Source organism: Streptomyces sp. NPDC107575, assembly GCF_055657265.1.
Genome location: NZ_JBVKBG010000007.1, coordinates 73,308 through 95,892 on the forward strand (window position 1 = coordinate 73,308; position 22,585 = coordinate 95,892).

The following is a 22,585-nucleotide window of genomic DNA, read 5'->3' on the forward strand; positions in this document are numbered from 1 at the left end:
GATGAACGCCCTCAACTCCCTCCTCGACGGCTTCGGCACGGCCCTCACGCCCATCAACCTGCTGTGGGCGGCGATCGGCGTCCTGCTCGGCACCGCCATCGGCGTGCTGCCCGGCATCGGCCCCGCCATGGCCGTCGCCCTGCTCCTCCCGGTGACGTACGGGCTCGAACCCACCGGCGCGTTCATCATGTTCGCGGGCATCTACTACGGCGCCATGTTCGGCGGCTCGACGACCTCGATCCTGCTCAACACCCCCGGCGAGAGCGCCGCCGTGGTCGCCGCCATGGAGGGCAACCCCATGGCGAAGGCCGGACGCGGCGCACAGGCCCTCGCGGCCGCCGCCGTCGGACACTTCGCCGGCGGCATGATCGGCACGATCCTGCTGGTCGCCCTCGCCCCGAAGGTCGCCTCGCTCGCCGTCGACATCGGCGCGCCCGACTACTTCGCCATCATGGTCCTCGCGTTCATCGCGGTGACCTCGGTCCTCGGCTCGTCGCGTGTACGCGGCCTGGCCTCGCTCCTGATCGGCCTCACGCTCGGCCTGGTCGGCCTCGACCAGATGACCGGCCAGCAACGCCTCACCTTCGGCTCGCTCCAGCTCGCCGACGGCATCGACGTCGTCATCGTCGCGGTCGGCCTCTTCGCCATCGGCGAAGCCCTGTGGGTCGCCGCCCACCTGCGCCGCACCAGCGGAGAGGCGATCCCCGTCGGCCGCCCCTGGCTCGGCGGCTCCGACGTCAAGCGCACCTGGAAGTCCTGGCTGCGCGGCCCCCTCATCGGCTTCCCGTTCGGCGCGATCCCCGCGGGCGGCGCCGAGATCCCCACGTTCCTCTCCTACGTCACCGAGAAGCGCCTGTCCAAGCACAAGGACGAGTGGGGCAAGGGCGCCATCGAGGGCGTGGCAGGGCCCGAATCGGCGGCCTCGGCATCCGCCGCCGGCACGCTGGTCTCGATGCTCACCCTCGGCCTCCCGACGACCGCGGTCGCCGCGGTCATGCTCGCGGCCTTCCAGCAGTACGGCATCCAGCCGGGCCCGCTCCTCTTCGAACGCGAACCCGAACTGGTCTGGGGCCTCATCGCGTCCCTCTTCGTCGGCATGGTGCTGCTCCTGGCCCTGAACCTGCCCCTGGCCCCCGTCTGGGCGAAGCTGCTGCGCATCCCCCGCCCGTACCTCTACGCCGGAATCCTCTTCTTCGCGGCGGTCGGCGCGTACGCCGTCGGCGGCGAGGCCGTCGACCTCGTCATCCTGCTGATCATCGGCCTCATCGGCTTCGGCATGCGCCGCTACGGACTGCCCGTGCTGCCCGCCGTCATCGGCGTCATCCTCGGCCCGAACGCCGAACAACAACTGCGCCGCGCCCTCCAGATCAGCGACGGCAGCGTCAGCGGCCTGGTCAACACGCCGTTCTCCGTGACGGTCTACGCGGTCGTCCTGCTCATCGTGGCGTGGCCGCTGCTCAAGAAGCTGGTGGTGCGCGGGAGGGGAAGTGACGTAGACAGGACGGCATGACCAACGACAGCGGAGAACCCGCGATCCGCCGGGCGACGGCCGCCGACGTGCCCGCCGTCAAGGCGGTCACGGACGCGGCGTACCACCACTACATCGCCCGCATCGGCGTCGTACCGGCACCCATGGAGGCCGACCACGCGGCGAACGTGGCGGCGGGCCTGGTGCACGTCACGGGCGCCCCGGACGTCACCGGCCTGGTCGTGGTCGAGGCCCGCCCCGACCACCTCTTCCTCGACAGCATCGCGGTCCACCCCGACGCCCACGGCCAGGGGGTGGGCCGCCGCCTGCTCACCTTCGTGGAGGAGCACGCGCGCGTACTGGGCCTCCCCGAGGTGCGGCTCTACACGAACGCCCTCATGTGGGAGAACCAGGAGCTGTACCCGCGCTACGGATACGAGGTCGTGGACCGCCGCACGGACGGCCCCTACGACCGAGTCCACTACCGCAAGCGGCTGGGTCTTGGAGGCATCTGACCGGCCCCGCTCACTCGTCGGGCCACCAGGTCTTGCGGACGTCCTTGCGCACTTCGGGGCGCTCGCGCTTGCGCTCCGCCGCTTCGTCCTGAAGCCGCCGCGCGATGGTGCTCGCTCCGGTCGGCTTGTGCATGGTCACTCGGCGCATGATGCCTCCTGTACCTACACGGGTTCCAACGTGGTGCCGTTGTAGACCTGTTCCCGGAGGGTCCCCCTTCGAAGCGCAATTGTCAGTGGCGGTTGTCACGATGGGGGAATGACGACATGCGGGGGCACGGCCGAGGGGCCGATCGACTGGGACGCGGCGGCGGACGGATTCGACGACGATCCGGATCACGGGCTGCGGGACCCGGACGTCCGTGCGGCCTGGGCCGGGCGGCTCGCGGGGTGGCTGCCGGAAGAGGCCTGTGACGTGGTCGACCTCGGGTGCGGGACGGGCAGCTTGTCACTCCTCGCGGCCGAGCGGGGACATCGGGTGACCGGGGTGGACAGCGCGCCGGCCATGCTGGGCCACGCCCGGCGCAAGCTCGCGGGACATGACGCGGAGTTCCTGCTCGGGGACGCGGCGGAGCCGCCGGTGGAGCAGGGCGCGTACGACGTGGTGCTGGCCCGGCACGTGCTGTGGACGCTGCCCGACATGGGGGCCGTGCTGAGACGCTGGGTGTCGCTGCTGCGGCCCGGCGGGCGGCTCGTCCTGGTGGAGGGGGTGTGGGGCGAGGCGAGCCCGGTCGGGATCCCGGCGGCGCGCCTCGCGGACGCGCTCGCGCCGCTCGTCGCGGACGTCCGCCGCGAGCCGCTGTCGGGGGACGCGCGGCTGTGGGGGCGGGAGGTCGCGGACGAGCGGTACGCGGTGGTCGGCGTTGTGTGAGCGGTTGACGCTTGGCGGTCAGTGGACGAGCAAGGCGGTGAATTCGCCCTGCTTGGCGAGGCGTTCGAGGTCGTCGAGGGCCCGGACCGCGTTCCGCGCGGCCTCCGGGTCCCGCTCGGCGAGGCCGCTGTCGGCGAACTCGTCCTCGTCCAGGCGGATCACCTGTACGCCGTCCGCCGACACCCACAGGTCGAGGTCGAGGTCCTCGCAGCGGATGTCGCCTTCGGCGGTGCGTTCGGCGGGGCGGGCGATGTCGCAGTACCAGCCCTTGAGCGAGCCGTCCGCCGCGCGGACCTCCTTCACGGAGTACCAGCGGTCGCGCCAGTAGTGCTCGGTGAAGACGTCGCCGGGGGCGAACTGCACGAAGCCGAAGTCCCGTACGCCGTCACCCGCCCAGGGGGCGCGGACCGTGACGCGGATGCCGTCGTCGTGGAGGAGCTCCACCGGATAACTGATCTTCGTGCGGCCCGCTTTGACCAGGTGGACGTGGAGGGAGCCGCCAGCGGGTTCAGTGGGTGAGGGTGCGGACATGGCGGATCTCCGTCGCGTCGAGTGCGTAACCGAACCACTTGTTGATCGCGAGCATCGGCTCGTTGCCGGTGTCGTTTCCCGTGTACGCCACCGTGATGCCGGCGGCGCGGGCCCGGTGCAGGGAGTCGTTCTTGGCGAGCTTGGCGAGGCCCCGGCCGCGGAAGGCGCGGGCCGTGCCCGTCATGCCCGACACGTAGCGGCCTTCGCCGTCGGTGAGGGCCGCGGTGAACGCCGCGGGGGTGCCGTCCACGAGCGCCACCGTGGTCAGCTCGTGGTTCAGCAGCGGCTGGTGCCAGGTGTCGCGCAACCACTGTTCGTAGTCGGTGAGTTCGGACTGGATGTCGCCCGGCTCGTCGGACGTGGCCTCCGCGTCCAGGTCGAAGAGTGGCCGGGGATCCGCCGCGTAGTCGGATGCGGTGCGCAACTCGACGTGGGGCGGGAGCGGTTGGCGGGCCGGGAGGGCGCCGCTCGTGAGGTCGAGGCGGAGGAAGTGCGCGCTGCGGCTCGCGCGGTAGCCGCGGGCGGCGGCCCACGCGAGGTTGCGCGGGGCGTCCAGGGCCCAGCAGTGCACCTCCGTCGCGCCGTGCCGGCCGAGGTGCTCCTCCGCCGTGCGCAGGAGCAGGGTGCCGGCGCCGTGGCCGGTGTGCTCGGGGTGGACGTATACGTTCGCGTAGCCCTGGCCCGGCTGCGGGCTGTCGTACGCGAGGCCCACCTGCGCGGTGCCGATCACCTCGCCGGTGCCGGTCTGGGCGATCAGCTGGCGGTAGTGGGCGTCGGGGTGGGCCTGTGCGGCGTCGTACGCGACGGAGGCCGGGGTCGCGAGCATGGCGGGCAGGCAGGTGCGGCGGATACGGGCGAAGGCCTCGGTGTCGGCCGGATCGCTGAGGTCCAGCGCGCGCACGATGACGGTCATGGGGGCGCACGCTACGCGCCGCGCGCTACCGGGTGCCTCCTATTTTTCGGTGCTGCGGGAGAATCGGCCGCGTGACCTTGAAGATCCGTATTGACGACAGTGGCGCGCCGTACGAGCAGGTGCGGGCCCAGATCTCCGAGCTGACCCGGTCGGGGGCGCTGCCCGTCGGGTACAAGCTGCCCACGGTGCGCGGGCTCGCGGAGGAACTCGGGCTCGCCGCGAACACGGTGGCCAAGGCGTACCGGGCCCTCGAGACGGACGGGGTGATCGAGACGCGGGGCCGCAATGGAACGTTCGTCGCGGCGGCGGGGGATGCGGCGGAGCGGGAGGCGGTGGTGGCGGCGCAGGCGTACGCGGAACGGGTCCGCCGCCTGGGCCTCTCGGAATCCGCGGCCCTCTCCGCGGCACGGGACGCGCTGCGCGCGGCGTACGCGTAGGCGGTCGCCGTCTGCCGTGTCGTGGCTGGGCCAGTCGTCCCTGTTGCGCGGCACCGGGCGCCGCCTTGCCCACCCTGCCGCCCAAGGCGGCAGATTGCCCAAGGCGGTGACGGCCGACCGCGGCGGGTGGGCAGCCGTGCCGGCGGCAGCTCGCCGGCAGGCGGTGGCGGCACCCCGTGAGGCCGACGCCCCTGGAGGGGGCGGGCGGGTGGGAGATGGGCGGCGGAGACCGGCCCGTCGTCTGCGGGTGGGCGGGCAAAATCAAGCCCCTGCGGCGATTGAGCAGCGGGGTACGGGGCAGAGCCCCGATCTTTTCCAGCCCCGCCGGCGCTTGAGGCGCGGGGGCCGGGGCGGAGCCCCGTGGCGTGGGTGGACGGGGGGCTACAGGTACAGGCCCGCCTCCGAGCCGCCCCGTGGATCCGGTACCGCCGTCGGAGACACCCCGCGGCGCAGTGCGTACAGCTCCGCCAACGTCGCCCCCTCCCGCCCCACCCCCTCCTCCGTCCCCAGCCACTCCGTGGCCTCGCGGCGCGTCAGAGGGGAGACCTCGATGCGGGCGAGGCAGCGGCCGGGCCGTACCACGGCCGGGTGGAGCCGCTCCAGGTCCTCGTTCGTCGTGACCCCGACCAGGACATTGCGGCCCTGGCCGAGCAGCCCGTCCGTCAGGTTCAGCAACCGCGACAACGCCTGCCCCGCCGTGTGCTTCGCCTCCCCGCGGATCAGCTCGTCGCAGTCCTCCAGGAGGAGAAGCCGCCAACGCCCGTTCGCCGAACCGTCGTCCTCGCCGATCGCGATGTCCATCAGATAGCCGACGTCCGAGAAGAGCCGCTCGGGGTCGAGCACGCAGTCGACCTGGCACCAGTCCCGCCACGACCGCGCCAGCGTCCGCAGCGCCGACGTCTTGCCCGTCCCCGGCGGCCCGTGCAGCAGGAGCAGCCGGCCCGCGATGTCCTCGGGCCGCGTCTTCATCAGCCCGTCCATCGCCTCGGCGACCGGCGCCGTGTAGTTGGGCCGCACCTCCTCCCACGTACCCGCCGCGATCTGACGCGTCGTACGGTGCGGCCCGCGGCGCGGGGACACGTACCAGAAACCCATCGCCACGTTCTCCGGCTGCGGCTCCGGCTCGTCGGCCGCGCCGTCCGTGGCCTGCTTCAGGACCTTCTCCGCCAGCTCCGCCGTCGTCGCGGTCACGGTGACGTCCGCGCCCCGACTCCACCGGGAGATGAGCAGCGTCCACCCGTCACCCTCGGCGAGCGTCGCGCTGCGGTCGTCGTCGCGCGCCGAGCGCAGCACCCGCGCGTCCGGCGGCAGCAGCGTCGCCGCGGAGCGCACCCGGTCGATGTTCTTGGCGTGCGAGAAGGGCTGCTCGCCCGTGGCGAAGCGGCCGAGGAACAGCGCGTCGACGACGTCGGACGGTGAGTCGCTGTCGTCGACGCCCAGCCGGACCGGCAGCACGTCGAAGGGGTTCGCAGACATGCCGCCATGATCCGGCACGAACGGGCCTCCCGCACGCAATTTCCGCAGCGCGCCCCCGCTCCGTACCGGCCGACACGCGCACCCCGGCTGTCGAACCTCGTTACGAGTCCGTGGCAACGGAGCTGGTCCTTCCGCCAACTCCCCTCGTTACTCTTGTCCTTGATGGGACGTCATGGGTGGGAATCGGGGGCGCGGCGATGGCGGCTCATCGCCCTGCTCGGCGTGGGTATGGCCGTACTGGCCCTGGTGCTGACGGTGATCAGCACGCTTCCGGACGGCAAGCACAGCACCGCGGGCACCACCCCCGACGGTGACCGGGTGCACGGCACGCCCGGCGAGCCGCCCAAGGAGCTGGGGCCGCAGGTCGGCTGGGGGTTCACGCACACACAGTTCTCCGCCGACGAGGGCTCGCCCGAGGCGACCGAGCGCGCGGAGAAGCTGCTGGGTGAGCGGCCGATGCCGCAGAACCAGCACATCATGGGCTGGGGCGCGAGCAACCCGGAGCCGGTGAAGGGGCGTTACCAGTTCGAAGAGTTGGACCGGCGGATCGACTTCGTCCGCAAGTCCGGCGGCACACCCGTGGTCACGCTGTGCTGCGCGCCCGACTGGATGAAGGGCGGCAAGGCGGGCGTCGGCAACACGGACTGGAGCAAGGCCAGCCTGGAGACCGCGCCGGCCCCGGAGCACTACAAGGACTACGCGAACCTCGCGGCGACGGTCGCGAAGCGGTACCCGTACGTCCGGCACTTCATCGTCTGGAACGAGTTCAAGGGCTTCTGGAACGACGGCAAGGGCCGCTGGGACTACGAGGGCTACACGAAGCTCTACAACCTCGTCTACAAGGCGCTGAAGAACGTCCGCGAGGACATCATGGTCGGCGGCCCCTACCTCGTGATGGACAGCCTCCATCCGAAGCAGACCGACGGCGGCTCGGATGTCGTGAAGGGCGCCTGGGGGCGGATGGACCAGCGGATCGTCGACGCCTTCGAGTACTGGAACAAGAACAAGGCGGGCGCCGATTTCGTCGTCGTCGACGGGTCGAGCTATACGAACGACGACGAACTGCTGCCCGACGAGTTCGCCGCCACCGACAAGTTCACCGACGTCAGCCGGTGGATCGAGCGGCAGACCGACGACCTGCCGCTGTGGTGGGCCGAGTACTACGTGGAGCCCGCCGACAGCAGGGACGAGCGGCAGGGCTGGAGCGAGCCGCACCGCGTCGCCGTGCAGGCCTCCGGGATGATCGCGATGGCCATGGGTGGGGCGACGTCCGGGTTCTACTGGAACCCCGAGGACGAGAAGGGCGCGGGCTGCGCCGGCTGCCTGTGGCGGCCCACCGACCGCGCCTCCGGCGGGGGCGCGCTGCCGATGTACGGGCTGGTGTCGCGGTTCAACGAGGAGTTCGGTCCCGGCACGAGGTTCGAGAAGGTGTCGGTGGCCAAGGACGACGTGCCGAACGTGCGGGTGCTCGCCGACGACAAGGCCGTGCTCGTCGTGAACACCTTGAAGCGGCCGATCAGCGCGAAGATCGACGGTCAGCGGTTCGAGATGAAGGGCTACGAGGTGAAGTGGCTGCGGCGATAGCGCCGCAGCCACCGCACCGGCGCCTCAGTTCAGCCCCATCGTGATGAACCGCTGGATCAGCGACGCGAGCACCACCGCGAGCAGCGGCAGCGAGAACCAGAACGTGCTCTGCAGCCAGCGGAGTTGGCGCACGCTCGGCCGCAGCGCGACCCGGACCACCTCGCGCGCCGTGAGCAGCAGGATCAGGGCGACCGCCGCGAGCGCGCCCACAAGGGACCACGGCGTCCAGGTGACCTGCGGCCCGATCGGCCCCGGGTCGGCCTTCGCGACCGGGCCCGTCGGCTCCTTGCGCAGCTGGTACATGGTCACGTCCGCGTTGACGTAGACCTTCTTCAGCTCCTCGCGCCGGTCCAGGTTCTCGACGAGCCGCGTGGGCCAGGCCTTGGAGTAGCCGACGTCCATCTGGAGATACACGACCTGGCTCTTGTTGAGCATCAGGTACGAGTTGGGACCCGCGTCCTTGAGCGCCTTGACCAGGCCGCCGACCAGGACCGGGTCGACGGGCGCGAGCGTCGGGACGTAGTTGACCTTCTCCATGTCGCGGGCGCCCCACGGCATCGCGGGCGTGACGTTGTTGACCGTGTCGTTGCTCAGCCACAGCAGCCGTACGGTCGGCTTGTCGTGCGCGTAGACGTAGTCCATCGCCGCGACCTCGCCGGGCCGGATCCGCTCGAAGGGCTCGTTGCCCCAGCGGGCCACCAGGAACCCGCCCATGAGCACCAGGCCCGCCATGAGCGCGGCCAGCGGGGCGAGGCTGATGCGGTCCTTGTCGCGCTCCTTCGCCGTGGCTCCGGTGCGCGGGAAGAGCGCGAGCCCGGCGAGGAGCGCGACGCCGGGCAGGGCGAACATGAAGACCCTGAGCGCCATCTCGCCGCCGTAGGACTGCATGCCGAAGCCCAGGAACGGGACGAAGGCCAGCACGATCAGCGAGCGCTCGCGGTACTTCCAGTCGCGGCGCCGCCACCAGCCCCAGCAGGCGAACGCGAGCACGGCGCCGGCGAGCAGCACGCGCGTGTAGAGGACGAGCTTGTGGGACGAACTGCCGTCCTGGATACGGCCGGAGACCGAGGACGTCACATTCCCGCCGACGCCGCCGACCCCGCCGAACAGCTCGTTGAAGTGCCCCGACCAGTACGGCTCGGCGAGGAAGCCCAGCCAGACGACGACGATGACGCCGAACAGCAGGGGCAGGCCGCGCAGTTCCGACCTGCCGACCAGGACGAGCACCGCGAGGACGCCCAGCATTACGAACGGGGTCAGCTGGTGCGCCGGGACCGTCGCCGCGAACAGGGCGATCAGGACGACGAGCAGTACCGCCCGCTGGCGCCTGTCGGTCGGCGCGACCTCGGTCTCGCCGGGGCGCCGCTTCGACCACAGCATCCTGGGCGCCCGGAAGTAGACCAGCAGGATCGCCACGAAGACCAGATACAGGAGGTACGTGAAGCCCTGCGGCGAGAAGTAGTCCTGGCCCACCCAGCCGCTCAGGACGAAGATCCAGACACCGGACCACTTGGCCCGCCAGCTTGCCCGTACCGAGCGCAGCAGCAGGAACATCGGGGCCAGATAGAGGAGTTGGATGACCGTCGGCCACCAGCGGATGATCTCGGTCAGATCGCTGACGCCGCAGGCCTTCGCGAGGAACGCGGCCGCGGCGAAGAAGCCGGGCCAGCTCCAGCGCGCGTCGAGGTCGGGGACCGCGGAGCCGGTGCGGTCGATGTAGTCCATGAAGCCCAGGTGCTGCCAGGCCGTCGCGAACCGCGGCTCCGCCTCGATGACGGCGGGCAGCGCGTGCAGCGACACGACGGTGGCGAGCAGGGTGAGCAACAGCAGCCGCTTGTGCGGGCGTTCGAGCCACAGGAGCGAGGCGAAGACGCCGATGAGCAGGGCGGCGCCGAGCAGTGTGACGGGGGACAGGACGGAGATCAGTCCGAGCCCGCCCATCCGGTCCAGATCGGCCTCGCCCATCCCGAGGACGGGCCCCCAGTAGAGGCCGACGGCCGCCACGAGCAGCAGCGCGAGGACGACGACGGTGGGCGTGAGCCTGGCTCGACGGGCCGGCTCCGACGGTGTGCCGGGGCGCGCCGGGGCGGCCGGATCGGGCTCGGGACCGGATTCCGGCTCGGGGGCCGGTTCGGATTCGGGGCCCGTGTCGGGTTCGGGGTCGAAGGCCAGGTCGACGGCCTCCGGGTACGGGTCGGGGTGGAGGGCCGAGTCGTCCTCCCCGTGGATGCCGCTCGACGCCTGCGAGGCGGAGGCGGAGGCAGCCGAGGAGGCGGACGTGGGCGTTGCAGCAGGCGAAGGCGGCTTGGTCGCCCACGTCGGCATCCGGGTCCCGGCCGGCGGTGTCACGGGACCCGGGCGGACGTCGGGGCGGCGCTCCTGGTGGTCCAGGTTCAGCTGCACCGCGAGCTTCAGCGTGTCCGAGTCCATCGCGTCGCGCAGCGCCCACTTGGGGCCTTCCTCCTTGCCGGACCGCGCCTTCGGCGTGCCCAGGTCGGCCAGGTCGCCGTCCGGCGGCGCGTCCACGGGCGCCGGCTCGGCGGGCGCCGTGCGCACCACACGCCACAGCTTCGGCGCGGCGATCGCCACGATCACGGTGAGCGAGGAGATCTCGGCTACGCCCGCGCCGGTGAGCCCCATCCGGGGCAGGAGCAGCAGGGTGAGGCCGAGCACGAGCACGCACAACAGGCCCTGCAGCCAGGCGAGTCCTGAGGTGCGGCTCTGCGCGCGCAGCACCGCGAAGTACGTCTCCATGACCACCCGCAGCGCCGCCCCGACCGCGAACCAGCGCAGCAGCGGGGTCGCCGCGTCCGAGTAGTCCTGCCCGAACACGTGCAGCACGTACGGGGCGAGGAGGAAGAGCAGGGCGCAGATCGGGAGCATGATGCGGGCCATGCGGCGCAGCGCGGCCCGGGTGTTCGCGGCGAGCTGCGCCGGGTCGTGCGAGCCCTCCACGGTCAGCGAGGCGCCCATGTTGATGGCCAGCAGGTTGACCGTGCCGCCGATCGTGGTCGTGATGTAGAAGTACGCGTTGTCCGCCGAGCTGACCTGCGAGGCGATGAGCACCGGCACCAGGTACACGACGGCGAGCGAGAACAGCGAGCCGGTGTAGTCGCCGGCGAGGAACCGGCCCATCTCTCGCAGCGAGGGCGGTTCGGTCTTGCCGTCCGTGGCCTCGATGTGCCGCGGCACGAGCCGCCGGAACACGAGCAGGCCGAGCGGGATCACCGAGAACGCGATCGCGACGACCCACGAGACGAACACCCCGGTCGTCGCGAGCGCGCCCGCGAACGCGACGAGCAGGCCCAGCTTGACCAGCGAGAACACCGTGTTGCCCACCGGTACCCACAGCGCGCTGCGCAGCCCCGTCAGCACCCCGTCCTGCAGCGTGAGCAGCGACCAGGCGATGACGGCCGCGATGAAGCCAAGCCCGTGCAGCGTCCCGTGCAGGAACCGGTACGAGGGCCCCCACACGTCGAGCGTCAGCAGGAAGACCAGCGCGGCGAACGCGACGGCCGCGGAACTCCCCGCGTACGTACGGAAGATGAGGCGGCCCGTGCCGCGCCCGGCGATCGGGATGAAGCGGGCGAGCGCGCCGGTCAGTGTCACGGCGGTGAGCCCCGCGAGGAACTTCATCGCCGCGATCGCCGCCGAGCCCTGCCCGACCGCGTCCGCCGTGTAGTAGTGCGCGGCGGCCAGCCAGAAGCCGACGCCGAGCACGCCGGAGATGCCGGTGTTCAGCATCAGCGCATAGGCGTTCCGGAACAGCTGGCTTCCGCCCCCCGAACCGCCCATGCCGTCTTCTGTGCCCTTCTTGCCGCGCCGTATGCCGGGCAGCCTGAGCCGCCGTCCCGGGGCGGCCGGCGCGTCGGCCTCGGTCGTGGCGGCCCGGTCGGCCTTGGCGCGGGTGGTCGTCGTGTCAGACACGGGTGCTCGGGCCCTTCTGGCGGATCGGGCCGGGCAGCAGGGCGGCCGTCTTCCGGCGGACCTGCCGGGCTCTGCGGACCACGGCGTACCCCTTGGTGAGGGCACGGTCCGCGGCGAAGGTGCGGCCGATGGCGCGGCCGTCGACGAGCCGCTCGAACTCGGTGACACCGGTCGAGCGGCGCACGGTGACTCGGCGCAGGGCGTACGGGCCCTGGCGGCGCGCGGCGAGCGCGTTCCCGACGGCGAGCGACTGGGCGAAGCCGGCCGCGCGCACCGCCTGCCGCACCCGCCGGTCGGAGTGGCCGTACGGATACGCGAAGGAGACCGGCGCCCGGCCCAGCTCGCCGGTGACGATCTCCCGGCAGCGCAGCAGCTCGAACTCCAGGTCCGCGTCGTCGAGCTGGTCGAGCTGCGGGTGGGTGTGGCTGTGCCCGCCGATCTCCACGCCCTGCCCGGCGAGCGCCCGCACCTGGTGCCAGTCGAGCATCGCGTCGAGCCCGCCCCCGGTGTCGTACGCGCCGCGCAGCCACCCCGTCGAGACGAACAGGGTGGCTGGGAAACCGTGCTTGGCGAGGCTTGGCAGGGCGTGCGTGTGGACGCCCTCGTAGCCGTCGTCGAAGGTGATCAGGACGGGACGGTCCGGGAGCGGGCCGTCGCCGCGCCAGCTCCCGGCGAGCTCGGCGGTGGTCAGCGGGGTGCAGCCGTGGTCGGCGAGCAGTTCCATCTGCTCGGCGAACTGGCTGGGGGAGACCGAGAGTTGACGCGTCTCGGGCTTCGGATCGGAGGAGACGGCGTGGTACATGAGGATCGGCACGGGCCCGCCGTCGGGCCTCCGCTGCTGGGCGCTCACGCCGCCGCCTCCGTTCTCCCGACGTTCTTCGCGGGCGCGTCGATCTCCGCCACGGTGAACGTCGCGCCCGCGCCGCGCGCCCGCCAGCTGCCGAGCGCGTAGCCCCCGGCGGCCGTCAGCACCCCGGCGACGATCGCCCCGGCGCGGCCCGCGCCGCCGGCCCGGCCGAGCGCGAAGTCCCGTACGCCGCGCGCCGCTCCGGCCGGCAGCACCCGCGTCGAGTAGGCGCGCTCGGTCTCGAGTCCCTTGTCGGCGCCGACACTTCGGGCGACCAGCGCCTTGGAGAGGCCCTCGGCGTACGTGCGGGTGCGGAAGTAGGCGAAGCGCTCGCGCCCGGCCGGCACCCGGTGGTGGATGACGGCGCGGTCGTCGATCAGGAGCACCGCGTCCGGTCTCGCCCGCGTGATCCGGATGCACAGCTCCGTCTCCTCGCAGCCCAGCGGGCGCTTGTCGCCGTCCCGCCCGATGCCGGTCGCGAAGCCGCCCGCGATGTCGAAGGCGGTGCGCCGGAAGGAGGCGTTGCCGCCCAGCACGTTGCGCACCCGGACCTTGCCGGGCGGCAGCCCCTTGTACGAGCAGCCCACCACCCAGTCGAACTCTTCCGGGAACCACAGCGGCCTGCGGCCCGAGGCCCAGATCGGCTCGGTGCGCCCGCCGACCGCGAGGACGCGCGGGTCGGCGTAGGCGTCGGCGAACCAATGCAGCCAGTCCCGCTCGGCGACGGCGTCGTCGTCGAGGAACGCGACGATGTCGCCGCGCGCCGCGGCGATCCCGGTGTTGCGCCCGGCGGAGAGGCCGCGCGGACCGGCGTTCGCCAGCACCTCGACGTCCGCCGCGCCGTCGAACTCCTTGGCGAGACGCTCAAGGAGGGCCGGGTTGTGGTCGACGACGAGGAGCGTCTCCAGGGCGGCGTACGACTGCGCGCGCACGGAGTCGACGGCGGCGAGGATGTCGCTCCAGCGCTCTTCGGTGTACACGCAGATGACGACGGACGCCGTCATCCGCGTCTCGTGTCGCTGCGTCAAGACCCGTCCTCCCGCACGAGGTTGAGCTTCGCGGGGGTCTGCCTGCTGCGCAGGGCACGCCGGTTCGAGCGCTCCTTCATGATGACCTTGAGCACGCGCAGGCCGTCGCGGACGGCGCGCAGATTGCTGGCGCCGTGGATGCGCAGGTACTCGTGGCTCGGGATCTCCTGGACCTTCAGGCCGGCCTTGACGACCCGGATGTTCATCAGGGTCTCGACCTCGAACCCGGTGCAGTCGAGCTCGATCTCGTCCAGGCAGTGCCGCCAGAACGCGTTGTACCCGTAGCAGAGGTCGGTGTAGCGGGCGCCGAACTTGGCGTTGACGGCCGAGCACAGCGCCCAGTTGCCGAGCTTGCGGATGGGCGTCATGTCGTCCGTGCCGCCGCCGTTGGCGAACCGCGAGCCCTTGGCGAAGTCGGCGCCGGAGACGAGCGCGGAGACGTAGGAGACGATCTCCTGCCCGTCCGCGGAGCCGTCCGCGTCGACCATGACGATGATGTCTCCGGTGCAGGCCGTGAAGCCGGTGATCAGGGCATCCCCCTTGCCCTTTCCGCGCTGCGGTACGACCACGACTTCCGGCCACAATTCCCTGGCCACTTCCACGGTGTCGTCGGTGGAATTGCCGTCCACCAGAACGACCTCGTGGATCCAGTCGGGAAGGGTCTTGAAGACGTACGGAAGATTCTCCGCCTCGTTCATGGCCGGAATGACCACGCTGACCCGCGGCGCGATCGCCAGGTGCGTGGAGATGGCCCGGTAACGGGCGGGAATTCGGCCTTCCGGAGGTGTCCCCTCGGGTATCACCGGAGGCACAACGGAACTGCTCATGAGTCTGGTCCCTCTCGTCCGGTGGACCGCCCGCCCCCGGGCGGTCCGGCTTCGTGTCCGGTTCGAAAGGGGGGTTCTCACTTACGGCCAGGCCAGAAGAGCTCTCCGTACAGGCCGGGTGAGCTGGCTGTACACACCGGTTCGTCGGACCGGTCGCGCGGCACGCGACCCGGCGACCCAGGACGCCGAAGCGAGCGGCTCACCGGAACGCGGCACCCCCCTGCCGCGCCCCGCTCCGGACCTTCGCGACCTCGGTCCCTCCCCTAGATCGCATTTCGTGCCGGTCCGATGCGGGTGGATGTACGACGGTATTGATGATTGAGACTGTATGGCAAGACCTGGAACGAGGCCTCACGTTTTTATTGTTTTGGCCATTCTCTTAACTTCCGTCCCCATTAGTGGATTTTCGCGATCCGTTTGCGAATCTCCTCGGCCGCGCCCCCGCGCAGCCGCCGAACGATCCATTGCACAAGAAAAGCGGAAGCGCTGAGTATCGCCACGGTGAGCACCCCGCCGGTCACCGACCAGCGGTGCACGGCGAGCATGCCCTGGGCGACCAGCATGACGACCGCGACCGCGCCGGCCGCGGAGGCGAGCACCCGGGCCCACGGGTCGAGTCCGCGCAGGGCGGCCGCGAACGCGGCGCCGGGCGCGGCGAGCAGGAAGAAGAGCGCGAGCGGCCCGCGCAGCGGCGACTCGGCGTGCGAGAGCGCGAGCACGAGCCCCGCGCCTGCCGCGACGACGCCCGCCCCCGCGAGCAGATGTGAGCCGTCCGATGACGACGGCTTGATGCCGATGGTCTGCATTGGCGACTTTGCCCCCCGAAGCGCCGGATGCCGGGCTTCAATGTGGCGCAGTCCGCGGTCCGGCGTCAAGGTGTCGACGGGGCAACTCCCGGCCCGTTCCCTCCAGTTGGTGGGCGCTCTACGGGCGTAGCGCGGTCGGGCCGCGGGTATGTCATACCCCTGACATGAACCTGCAACAACGGTGGGCGGCAGAGACCCTGCTGATCCTGCTAAAGGGAGGTTCCATGAGATCTTTCCGGATTGCGGCCTACGTCTCCTCTTTCGCTCTTGCCGCGGTGGCAGCCCTGACCGGGGCGACGGCCGCGCAAGCCTCCGACTCCGCTGCCGCCACGGGCTATGTGGCCCTGGGCGACTCCTACTCCTCCGGTGTCGGCGCCGGCAGCTACGACTCGGGCAGCGGTGCCTGCAAGCGCTCCACGAAGGCGTACCCCGCCTTGTGGGCGGCGGCCCACTCACCCTCAAGCTTTAATTTCACCGCGTGCTCGGGCGCTCGTACGGGTGATGTCATCGCCAATCAGCTCGGCCCGCTCGGCGCGGGCACCGGGCTCGTCTCGATCTCCATCGGCGGCAATGACGCGGGCTTCGCCGACGTCATGACGACCTGCGTCCTGTACTCCGAGTCCACCTGCATCGACCGCGTCAACCAGGCGCGCTCGTACGTCACTTCGACCCTCCCGAGCAAGCTCTCCGACGTCTACTCGGCCATCAGCACGAAGGCCCCCGCCGCCCGCGTGGTGGTCCTCGGCTACCCCCGCTTCTACAAGCTCAGCGGCACCTGCGTGGCGGGCCTCTCCGAGAACGAGCGCTCGGCCATCAACGGCGCCGCGGACCTCCTCAACTCCACCATCAAGCAGAACGCCGCGACCAGGGGCTTCGCCTTCGGCGACGTGACCAGCACGTTCACCGGGCACGAGATCTGCTCCGGCGACGCGTGGCTGCACAGCGTCAACTGGTCGAACATCGGCGAGTCGTACCACCCCACGGCAGCCGGACAGTCGGGCGGCTACCTGCCCGTGTTCGGGTCCGCCGCGTAGACCCGCCGTGTAAAGCGGATCACGGATCGCGGACCTCAGTACGTGGGCGAACCGGTGGTGGCCCCGCTCGTCGGGGTCACCACCTTGCATGTGGTCGCGTACGAGACGTAGTTGGACGTCGCCGCCAGCGGGCTGCGCACCTCGACGCCGATCTGGTCGCGCAGCGTCCCGCCCTCCTCGTAGTGCGTCTGCGTGGTGGTGACCGTACGGGCCTTGTTCGCGGCGCCCTTGGGGACGTTCAGCGTCTTCCAGCCGGGGTCGGAGGCCTCGCCGCTCTTCACCACCCAGCGGTACTGCACGTTCGCCGGGGCGCGGCCCACCGTGATCGTCGCGGAGAACGCCGGGGCGGCCGCGGCCGGCAGCGGGCACGGGCCCGAGTAACTGCCGCGCACCGCATGGACGCTGACCCGGACGGACTGGGCCGGGGTGGTCGTGTGGCCGCCGCTGCCGGAACCGCCGTTGCCGTTGTCCCCTCCGCCGGTCGAGCCGCCGTTGCCACCGTTGTTGTCGCCGGTCGTTCCGCCGCCCCCGTCGCCGTTTCCGCCGCCGCTGCCGTTGTCTCCGCCTGTCGTACCCCCGCCGCTCTTGCCCCCGGACGTGCCGCCGCCGTTGTTCGTGCTGCCGTTGGGGTCCGAGTCGCGGTTCAGCAGGGCGTACGTGAGTCCACCGATGGCGAGGAGGAGGACCACGATGCCCGCGATCATGGCCATCGAGGCGCGGCGCGGGTAGCGGGGATCGGACTGGGCCGTGACCGGCGTCGTGGCGGCCGTCCCGGTCGCCCCGACCGAGCCCGCCGCGACGGGCGTCGGCGGAGGCGTGTGGACGGGGGACTGCATCGACGTCACCGTCGGCTGCGACGCCAGCGGCGAGGCCTGCACCGGGCCCGCGCGCAGGGTGCCGCCCGAGCCGATGATGCGCAGGTCCCGCTCGGCGTCGGACACCGGGGTCCGCTCGGCCGGGTCCTTGCGCAGCAGCCCCTCGATGACGGGCGTCAGCGGACCCGCGCGGCGCGGCGGCGGCAACTCCTCGTCCACGATGGCCCGCAGCGTGCTCAGCGGGGTGTCCTGGCGGAACGGCGAGTGCCCCTCCACGGACGCGTACAGCAGTACACCGAGCGACCACAGGTCCGACTCGGGACCCGGCGTGCGCCCCAACGCCCGCTCGGGGGCCAGGAATTCGGGGGAGCCGATGACCTCGCCCGTCATGGTGAGGGCCTGGGTCCCCTCGACCATGGCGATGCCGAAGTCCGTGAGCACGACCCTGCCGTCGTTCGACAGGAGGACGTTGGCGGGCTTCACGTCGCGGTGCAGCACGCCCACGCCGTGTGCGGCGCGCAGCGCGGCGAGCACCTCGGCGCCGATGTGCGCCGCGCGCGCCGGGGGCAGCGGGCCCTCCGCGTCCAGCTGCTCGGCGAGGGAGACGCCGCGGACCAACTCCATGACGACCCACGGGCGTTGCTCGTCGGTGGCCACGTCGTACACGGTCACGACGTTGCGGTGCGTGACCCGCGCCGACGCCCACGCCTCCCGCTCCAGGCGCGCGTACATGCGCTGCACATCGGCGTCCGGGAGCCCGGCGGGCGCCCGCACCTCCTTCACGGCGACCTCGCGCCCGAGCACCTCGTCGCGGGCCCGCCACACGGTGCCCATGCCGCCTTCGCCGAGGGGGTCGAGCAGTCGGTACCGTCCGGCGACCACACGCTCAACCACGGGCGCCCCCATTCGTGGGAAGACAAGCAAGCGCGGCACGACAAGTCTGAACAAAAGTAGCTCAACCGAGCGCCGTTGCCGCCCCCCTGAACACCAATCCGCAGCCGAGGGCCACGACGACGAACGCGGAACCGAACGGCACCGCGCGGCTCAGACCACGGCGTAAGAACGCGGCGAGCGGTCCGCGTCCGGGGCGCGGGAGATCGGCGAGCGCCTGCGCGATCCGGCCGCCGACCCGCACCACCGTGAAGCCGACGGCGGTGAGGGTGAGCGCGAGCCCGGCACCGTAACCGAACACCAGCAGCAGGCCGAACCACGCCTTGCCGAGCGCGGAGGCGCCGACGAGCACGACGACCGCCGAGGGGCTGGGCACGAGACCTCCGGCGAAACCGAGGAACAGCGTTCCGCGGAGGGTGGGTTGAGGCATGGGGTGTGCATGGGGGTGCGGGTGGGCGTGGCCGTGCCCGTGGTCATGCGTGTGTCCGTGGTCGTGCCCGTGGTCGTGCGTGTGCGCCCGTGCCGCCGCGCGGTACCGCCACGCCCTGCGCAGCAGGCCCACCCCGGCCGCCGTGACCAGCACACCGCTCGCCAGGCCCAGCCAGGCGATCACGGAGGGCGCGGCCGCGGATCCTGCCGTCACGAGGACGCCGAGCGCGATCACGCCGAGGGTGTGGGTGACCGTCACGGACGCGGCGAGCGGCAGTACGTCGCGCAACCTGGCCCGGCTGCGGGCCGCCGCGGCCGCGGCCATCAGGGTTTTCCCGTGGCCGGGCGCGAGCGCGTGCAGCGCGCCGAGGAACAGCGCGATGCCGAGGGCCAACGCCGCGAAGCCGGGGCCGAGTTCGTGCCGCGACACCAGATTGGTGAGGGCCTCGGTCCAGCGGTCGGCGCCGCGCGGGAGGACCTCGGATCCGGCCGCACCGCCTCCCGCGGCCGGGGCCGCCGGGCCGCCGGGCGCGGCCGTGACCTCGGCGGAGGTCCGGTTCGGGGGAGAGGACAGCAGGTCCTTCGGGTAACGCGTCAGGCGGGCGGACGTCGATGTGGTCGGCACATTCGACGCCGTCAGCGTCGTCCGGTCGCCGCGCGCCGTGATCTCGCGCCAGCCCGGGCCCTCAGCGGCGCCGGTGCGCAGCTCGACGCGGACCTTGTCGCCGTCCTGCGCGCGCGGCAGCGGAGCGGTGAACGCGCACTCCACGCGCAGCGTCCTGAGCCCCGCCTGGCCGGGGCGGAGCACCGCGTCGGCCGTACGCACATCGAGGGCGGCCCGACGCCCGTCGACGTCGGTCTCGGTGCGCCGCGCGGCGCTCGTGCAGCGTTCCTTCGCCCACGACTCCCGCCCCCGCGCGTCGAGTTCGGGCCGCACCTGCTGCGTCGGGATCTCGGCCAGGTCCTCCACGTGGTCCACGCGCAGGGCGCCGGGGCGCACCAGCAGCCCGTCGTAGTGGTTGACGGTGAAGTTGCCGAGCGGGTGCGCGGAGGCCTGCGGGGACGCGGCCAGGAGGAGCCCGACCGTGGCGGCGCCCAGCGCCGTGGGCAGGACGACGTACCGCTTCCAGCGCCTCATCGCGAGGCCCCCTTGTCATCGGACCCCGCCAGGGCCGCCCGCGCCGCCTTCGCGCCCAGCGGCGAGAATCCGGGGTTGCGGTCCAGCGCCTCGCGCAGCAGCTCGCGGCCCTCGGAGCGGTCGCCCGCGGCCAGTTCGATCACGCCCCGGTGGTAGAGGAACGCGGCCTCGCCGAAGCCGGTCGCCGTGGCCCGCCGCGCGTACGGCAGCGCCTCCTTGTCGCGGCCGGCCACGTGCAGCGCCCAGGCGAGCGCGTCCGCCGTGTGCACGGTGTGCCGGCGCTGCCACTCGGCGCGCGCCGCCCTGAGGCCCGCGGCCCGGTCGCCGTGCTCCGTCGAGGCGAGCGCGATGTCGAGGTCGACGTCGACGCCGCCCGCGCGGGCGAGCCGCAGCCAGGTGCCGACGAGGGCGTACTGCCGCTTCGCGGCCCTGTCCTCGCCGCGCGCCTCGTAGAGCTCGCCGAGCTCCACCAGCGCGCTCGGCAGCGGGGCGCGCGCGACGACGGCCTTCAGGTCGTGGATCGCGCCCGCCGTGTCCCCGCTCGCGGCCCGCGCCCTGCCGCGCCCCTCCAGGGCGGCGACCGCGTCCGGGTCCGCGCGCAGCGCCGTCGCGTAATGGCGCAGGGCGGTCTTGTACTCGCCCTGGCGCCAGGCGAGTTGGCCGAGCGACGTCGCCACGTACGACACGTCGCCGGGTGCCGTGGCCGAGGCGAGGGCCCGCTCCAGGACCTTGCGTGCGGTGGTGGCGTCGCCGCGCAGCTCGTGTACGTATGCGAAGCGGGTGAAGGCCGGGATGCCGGGGCGGCGCGAGTCCGCCTCGTCGGCGGCCTTCGACGCGGCCCGGTAGTCGCCGAGTTCGACGAGCGCGTCGACGCGCAGGGCGAGGGCCGCCTCGCTGTACGGGTTGACGGCGAGGGCCCTGCGGGCGTGGCGCAGCGCGCCGTCGAAGTCGTGCCGGGCCGCGGCGAGCGCGGCCCGCCCGGCGAGCGCCGGGTCGTTGCCGGGCCGCAGCTTCAGGGAGCGGGCCAGCGCGCGCCCGGCCTGCGGGTAGCGGGACGGGTCCGCGCTCACCCGGGCCTGCTCGACGTACGCGGTGCCGAGCGAGGCCCACGACGCGTAGTCCTTGGGCCGGGCCTTCAGATGTTTCTGCAGCTCGGCGACGCCCCGGTCGAGATCGCCGGAGGCGAGCCGGGCCGGTGCCGGGTTCGGGACGCTCCCCGTGGTCACGGCCTTCGGCGGGGAGCCGTCGTCGGCGACCAGGGCGCCCGCGGTGACGGCGAGGGCGAGCGCGGCGCCCAGGGCGAGCAGCCGCCCGAGCCCGGACGCCCTGATCCCCTTGCTGAACAAGGCCTGCATGCGCGCTCCTTGGGACGTGGTGGCGAGGGACGAGTGGGAGGCGCGGCCCGCGGTGTGGAGGATCAGGCACGCGGGCCGCGCCGGTTCAGCGGGGACGGTTCACATGGAGAACGGCGGATTGAACCGCGCCCGCCGCCTGCTCCGGCCGCGCCACCACACGAGCCCGGTGCCGATGAGCAGGAATCCGGCGCCGGCCGCCGCGGCGGAGGCCAGCACGAGGGTGTTGTCGTCGCCCGAGCCGGAGTTCACCGAGCTGCCGGTGAGCTGGTCGCGGACCTCGGTGTCGCTCTGCGACTTGGTCTTGGCGAGCGGCCCGCGCGAACCCTCCGTGGGCAGCGCCACGTACGGGAACGACGACTCGAACTTCTTGTCGTTGGCGTCGACGGCGTCGCCCAGGTCGTTCTTCTTGCCGAGGAGCTCGCCCTCGACGACCTGGAGCTCGGCGTCCACGACGTCGTCGGCGAGCCGGCGCCCGTTCGGGAAGCCCGCCTTGTCGCCCTCCAGCACGCCGAGCCGCTTCGGTGAACTCGTCGGCGGGATCGACGTGTTGAGGCGCAGCATCTCCGAGGGGCGCACGCCCGGCGGCTGGTTGAGGCCCTTCACGCCCTTCAGGAAGACGTCCACCAGGTCGTTGCGCGGTGTCTTCGGAGCCTTGATCTTGTAGATCGACTCGATCAGCTTCGGCAGCTCGGGCTCGGTCACGAACGGCAGGAACTGGGCGTCGTTCCACGGCGAGGACGCGTTGAAGCGGTCCTTGACCTTCTGCGGGTTCACCACCTCGTTGACCAGCGGGCTGCCGAGCCGTGAGACCTGCGTCCAGTCGCCCTGCGCGTCCTTGCGGGAGGTCGTCGACCACACGCCGATGGTCGGCTGGTCCTTCGACTCCGTCAGGAACGCGGTGGGCACCTGGAGGGCGACCGTGTTCACGTTGTAGCCCTTGAGCGTGTCCCGGCCGACCTCCGAGAGGTTCCCGCCGTACAGCAGGTCGAAGACGCGCAGGTCGAGGAAGAAGGGGTCGTCGGCCTGGCCCACGTAGGAGGTGACGCCGCCGCCGACCTTCTTGACCGCCTGGTCGCGCAGCTTCTTGTAGTCGGGCATCGACGCCTTGCCGACGTTCGACGGCGCCACCGGCTGGTCGTCGGCGATCTTCGACTTGGAGACGATCTTCTGGTCCTTCAGACGCAGCAGGTCGATGTCGTAGGTCTGCGTGACGTTGAGGTTCGGGTCGTCGAGGCTGTTCACCGGGCCGGTGTTGTAGAGGAACGTGTTCCCGTTCTTGGTGTGGGTCTTGAAGGTCCACCGGTACAGCAGATCGCCCTGCGCGTCGCCGTCGCTGTCGATGTGCAGGTCGTAATGGGCGTCCTCGGGGAACGGGTAGAAGTTCGGGCCGCCCGCGGGCTCCTCGAAGGGGGTCCAGTTGGCCACCAGGGTCGTGGTGTCCGGCTTGTCGGGGCTCACGAACGCGTACACGTCGGTGTTGTCGTACTGGGGCTGGCCGGAGATCAAGGGGGCCTCGCGGTGGCTGGAGGCCTCGGCCCGCTGGGGGCCGACGCCGGTCGCGCCGGCGGCCGCGAGGCCGCCCGCGGCGAGGCCGCCGCAGACCAGGAGCGCCAGGCCCTGGCGCCGCATCCGCACGCGGGGTGTGCCGCGTGCCATGTCGGGGCTTGCCGAAGCCGGTGTCTTCGATGGCTTCGCT

19 protein-coding genes are annotated in these 22,585 nt (G+C 72.1%); 6 read left to right on the plus strand and 13 right to left on the minus strand.

Translation table 11 applies throughout. The features are described 5' to 3' along the window. Position 1: 1 nt before the first annotated feature. Positions 2-1,510 carry a tripartite tricarboxylate transporter permease gene (locus ACZ7L4_RS32735; protein ID WP_472108282.1) on the plus strand — a complete coding sequence of 503 codons (1,509 nt, stop codon included), beginning with the start codon at positions 2-4 and terminating at the stop codon, positions 1,508-1,510. After that, positions 1,507-1,983, plus strand: a complete 477-nt coding sequence (locus ACZ7L4_RS32740) for a GNAT family N-acetyltransferase (protein WP_472108284.1) — start codon at positions 1,507-1,509, stop codon at positions 1,981-1,983. The genes ACZ7L4_RS32735 and ACZ7L4_RS32740 overlap by 4 nt, the downstream gene beginning before the upstream one ends. A gap of 10 nt (positions 1,984-1,993) precedes the next feature. On the opposite strand, the gene ACZ7L4_RS32745 is transcribed toward ACZ7L4_RS32740, so the two are convergent. After that, the gene (locus tag ACZ7L4_RS32745; protein ID WP_422406432.1) at positions 1,994-2,131 is read right to left on the minus strand and encodes a hypothetical protein; all 138 of its coding nucleotides are present in this window, start codon (positions 2,129-2,131) and stop codon (positions 1,994-1,996) included. Between the two features lie 108 nt (positions 2,132-2,239). Between ACZ7L4_RS32745 and ACZ7L4_RS32750 the strand changes: the two genes are divergently transcribed. Then, positions 2,240-2,851: a class I SAM-dependent methyltransferase gene (locus ACZ7L4_RS32750; protein ID WP_472108286.1), complete on the plus strand. Its 612-nt coding sequence runs from the start codon at positions 2,240-2,242 to the stop codon at positions 2,849-2,851. An 18-nt stretch (positions 2,852-2,869) separates the two neighbouring features. Here ACZ7L4_RS32750 and ACZ7L4_RS32755 read toward each other — a convergent pair whose 3' ends face one another. Beyond that, positions 2,870-3,382, minus strand: a complete 513-nt coding sequence (locus ACZ7L4_RS32755) for a ribonuclease FAU-1 family protein (protein ID WP_472108287.1) — start codon at positions 3,380-3,382, stop codon at positions 2,870-2,872. Next, the gene (locus ACZ7L4_RS32760; protein WP_472108289.1) at positions 3,360-4,295 is read right to left on the minus strand and encodes a GNAT family N-acetyltransferase; all 936 of its coding nucleotides are present in this window, start codon (positions 4,293-4,295) and stop codon (positions 3,360-3,362) included. The genes ACZ7L4_RS32755 and ACZ7L4_RS32760 overlap by 23 nt, the downstream gene beginning before the upstream one ends. A 71-nt stretch (positions 4,296-4,366) precedes the next feature. Here ACZ7L4_RS32760 and ACZ7L4_RS32765 point away from each other — a divergent pair, with 71 nt between their 5' ends. Further along, positions 4,367-4,732 (plus strand): GntR family transcriptional regulator, encoded by a 366-nt coding sequence (locus tag ACZ7L4_RS32765; protein ID WP_472108290.1) that lies wholly within the window; start codon positions 4,367-4,369, stop codon positions 4,730-4,732. 381 nt (positions 4,733-5,113) lie between these two features. Here the strand turns inward: ACZ7L4_RS32765 and ACZ7L4_RS32770 are convergent, their stop codons facing one another. Further along, complete coding sequence (locus ACZ7L4_RS32770) at positions 5,114-6,208, minus strand: DUF5925 domain-containing protein (RefSeq protein WP_472108292.1); 1,095 nt, start codon at positions 6,206-6,208, stop codon at positions 5,114-5,116. Positions 6,209-6,370: 162 nt separating this feature from the next. Here ACZ7L4_RS32770 and ACZ7L4_RS32775 point away from each other — a divergent pair, with 162 nt between their 5' ends. After that, complete coding sequence (locus tag ACZ7L4_RS32775) at positions 6,371-7,792, plus strand: GH39 family glycosyl hydrolase (protein WP_472108294.1); 1,422 nt, start codon at positions 6,371-6,373, stop codon at positions 7,790-7,792. 24 nt (positions 7,793-7,816) lie between these two features. On the opposite strand, the gene ACZ7L4_RS32780 is transcribed toward ACZ7L4_RS32775, so the two are convergent. The 5 genes from ACZ7L4_RS32780 to ACZ7L4_RS32800 form a co-directional block, all read right to left on the minus strand. After that, positions 7,817-11,719 (minus strand): lipopolysaccharide biosynthesis protein, encoded by a 3,903-nt coding sequence (locus ACZ7L4_RS32780; RefSeq protein WP_472108295.1) that lies wholly within the window; start codon positions 11,717-11,719, stop codon positions 7,817-7,819. Then, positions 11,712-12,521: a polysaccharide deacetylase family protein gene (locus ACZ7L4_RS32785; protein ID WP_472108809.1), complete on the minus strand. Its 810-nt coding sequence runs from the start codon at positions 12,519-12,521 to the stop codon at positions 11,712-11,714. The genes ACZ7L4_RS32780 and ACZ7L4_RS32785 overlap by 8 nt, the downstream gene beginning before the upstream one ends. A gap of 44 nt (positions 12,522-12,565) precedes the next feature. Further along, the gene (locus tag ACZ7L4_RS32790) at positions 12,566-13,570 is read right to left on the minus strand and encodes a glycosyltransferase family 2 protein (protein ID WP_472108811.1); all 1,005 of its coding nucleotides are present in this window, start codon (positions 13,568-13,570) and stop codon (positions 12,566-12,568) included. Positions 13,571-13,590: 20 nt separating this feature from the next. After that, entirely contained in the window at positions 13,591-14,421 is an 831-nt protein-coding gene (locus tag ACZ7L4_RS32795) for a glycosyltransferase family 2 protein (protein ID WP_472108296.1), read from the minus strand. 395 nt (positions 14,422-14,816) lie between these two features. Then, entirely contained in the window at positions 14,817-15,227 is a 411-nt protein-coding gene (locus ACZ7L4_RS32800; protein ID WP_472108297.1) for a hypothetical protein, read from the minus strand. Positions 15,228-15,451: 224 nt separating this feature from the next. Between ACZ7L4_RS32800 and ACZ7L4_RS32805 the strand changes: the two genes are divergently transcribed. Beyond that, entirely contained in the window at positions 15,452-16,261 is an 810-nt protein-coding gene (locus ACZ7L4_RS32805; RefSeq protein WP_472108299.1) for an SGNH/GDSL hydrolase family protein, read from the plus strand. A 35-nt stretch (positions 16,262-16,296) separates the two neighbouring features. On the opposite strand, the gene ACZ7L4_RS32810 is transcribed toward ACZ7L4_RS32805, so the two are convergent. From ACZ7L4_RS32810 to ACZ7L4_RS32825, 4 genes are all read right to left on the minus strand, one after another. Beyond that, positions 16,297-17,982, minus strand: coding sequence for a serine/threonine-protein kinase (locus ACZ7L4_RS32810; protein WP_472108301.1), 1,686 nt, complete (start codon positions 17,980-17,982; stop codon positions 16,297-16,299). 49 nt (positions 17,983-18,031) lie between these two features. Beyond that, positions 18,032-19,534, minus strand: coding sequence for a nickel transporter (locus ACZ7L4_RS32815; protein ID WP_472108303.1), 1,503 nt, complete (start codon positions 19,532-19,534; stop codon positions 18,032-18,034). Continuing rightward, complete coding sequence (locus tag ACZ7L4_RS32820) at positions 19,531-20,889, minus strand: tetratricopeptide repeat protein (RefSeq protein ID WP_472108305.1); 1,359 nt, start codon at positions 20,887-20,889, stop codon at positions 19,531-19,533. Before ACZ7L4_RS32820 ends, ACZ7L4_RS32815 begins: the two co-directional genes overlap by 4 nt. 99 nt (positions 20,890-20,988) lie before the next feature. Beyond that, positions 20,989-22,545: a DUF4331 domain-containing protein gene (locus ACZ7L4_RS32825; protein ID WP_472108813.1), complete on the minus strand. Its 1,557-nt coding sequence runs from the start codon at positions 22,543-22,545 to the stop codon at positions 20,989-20,991. Between the last annotated feature and the right edge of the window lie 40 nt (positions 22,546-22,585).

Excerpts from the sequence above, each read along its gene's own strand:
- ACZ7L4_RS32735 (WP_472108282.1), top strand. The coding sequence starts at position 2 with ATGAACGCCCTCAACTCCCTCCTCGACGGCTTCGGCACGGCCCTCACG.
- ACZ7L4_RS32740 (WP_472108284.1), top strand. The coding sequence starts at position 1,507 with ATGACCAACGACAGCGGAGAACCCGCGATCCGCCGGGCGACGGCCGCC.
- ACZ7L4_RS32745 (WP_422406432.1), bottom strand. The coding sequence starts at position 2,131 with ATGCGCCGAGTGACCATGCACAAGCCGACCGGAGCGAGCACCATCGCG.
- ACZ7L4_RS32750 (WP_472108286.1), top strand. The coding sequence starts at position 2,240 with ATGACGACATGCGGGGGCACGGCCGAGGGGCCGATCGACTGGGACGCG.
- ACZ7L4_RS32755 (WP_472108287.1), bottom strand. The coding sequence starts at position 3,382 with ATGTCCGCACCCTCACCCACTGAACCCGCTGGCGGCTCCCTCCACGTC.
- ACZ7L4_RS32760 (WP_472108289.1), bottom strand. The coding sequence starts at position 4,295 with ATGACCGTCATCGTGCGCGCGCTGGACCTCAGCGATCCGGCCGACACC.
- ACZ7L4_RS32770 (WP_472108292.1), bottom strand. The coding sequence starts at position 6,208 with ATGTCTGCGAACCCCTTCGACGTGCTGCCGGTCCGGCTGGGCGTCGAC.
- ACZ7L4_RS32775 (WP_472108294.1), top strand. The coding sequence starts at position 6,371 with ATGGGACGTCATGGGTGGGAATCGGGGGCGCGGCGATGGCGGCTCATC.
- ACZ7L4_RS32785 (WP_472108809.1), bottom strand. The coding sequence starts at position 12,521 with ATGTACCACGCCGTCTCCTCCGATCCGAAGCCCGAGACGCGTCAACTC.
- ACZ7L4_RS32790 (WP_472108811.1), bottom strand. The coding sequence starts at position 13,570 with ATGACGGCGTCCGTCGTCATCTGCGTGTACACCGAAGAGCGCTGGAGC.
- ACZ7L4_RS32795 (WP_472108296.1), bottom strand. The coding sequence starts at position 14,421 with ATGAGCAGTTCCGTTGTGCCTCCGGTGATACCCGAGGGGACACCTCCG.
- ACZ7L4_RS32800 (WP_472108297.1), bottom strand. The coding sequence starts at position 15,227 with ATGCAGACCATCGGCATCAAGCCGTCGTCATCGGACGGCTCACATCTG.
- ACZ7L4_RS32805 (WP_472108299.1), top strand. The coding sequence starts at position 15,452 with ATGAGATCTTTCCGGATTGCGGCCTACGTCTCCTCTTTCGCTCTTGCC.
- ACZ7L4_RS32810 (WP_472108301.1), bottom strand. The coding sequence starts at position 17,982 with ATGGGGGCGCCCGTGGTTGAGCGTGTGGTCGCCGGACGGTACCGACTG.
- ACZ7L4_RS32815 (WP_472108303.1), bottom strand. The coding sequence starts at position 19,534 with ATGAGGCGCTGGAAGCGGTACGTCGTCCTGCCCACGGCGCTGGGCGCC.
- ACZ7L4_RS32820 (WP_472108305.1), bottom strand. The coding sequence starts at position 20,889 with ATGCAGGCCTTGTTCAGCAAGGGGATCAGGGCGTCCGGGCTCGGGCGG.
- ACZ7L4_RS32825 (WP_472108813.1), bottom strand. The coding sequence starts at position 22,545 with ATGGCACGCGGCACACCCCGCGTGCGGATGCGGCGCCAGGGCCTGGCG.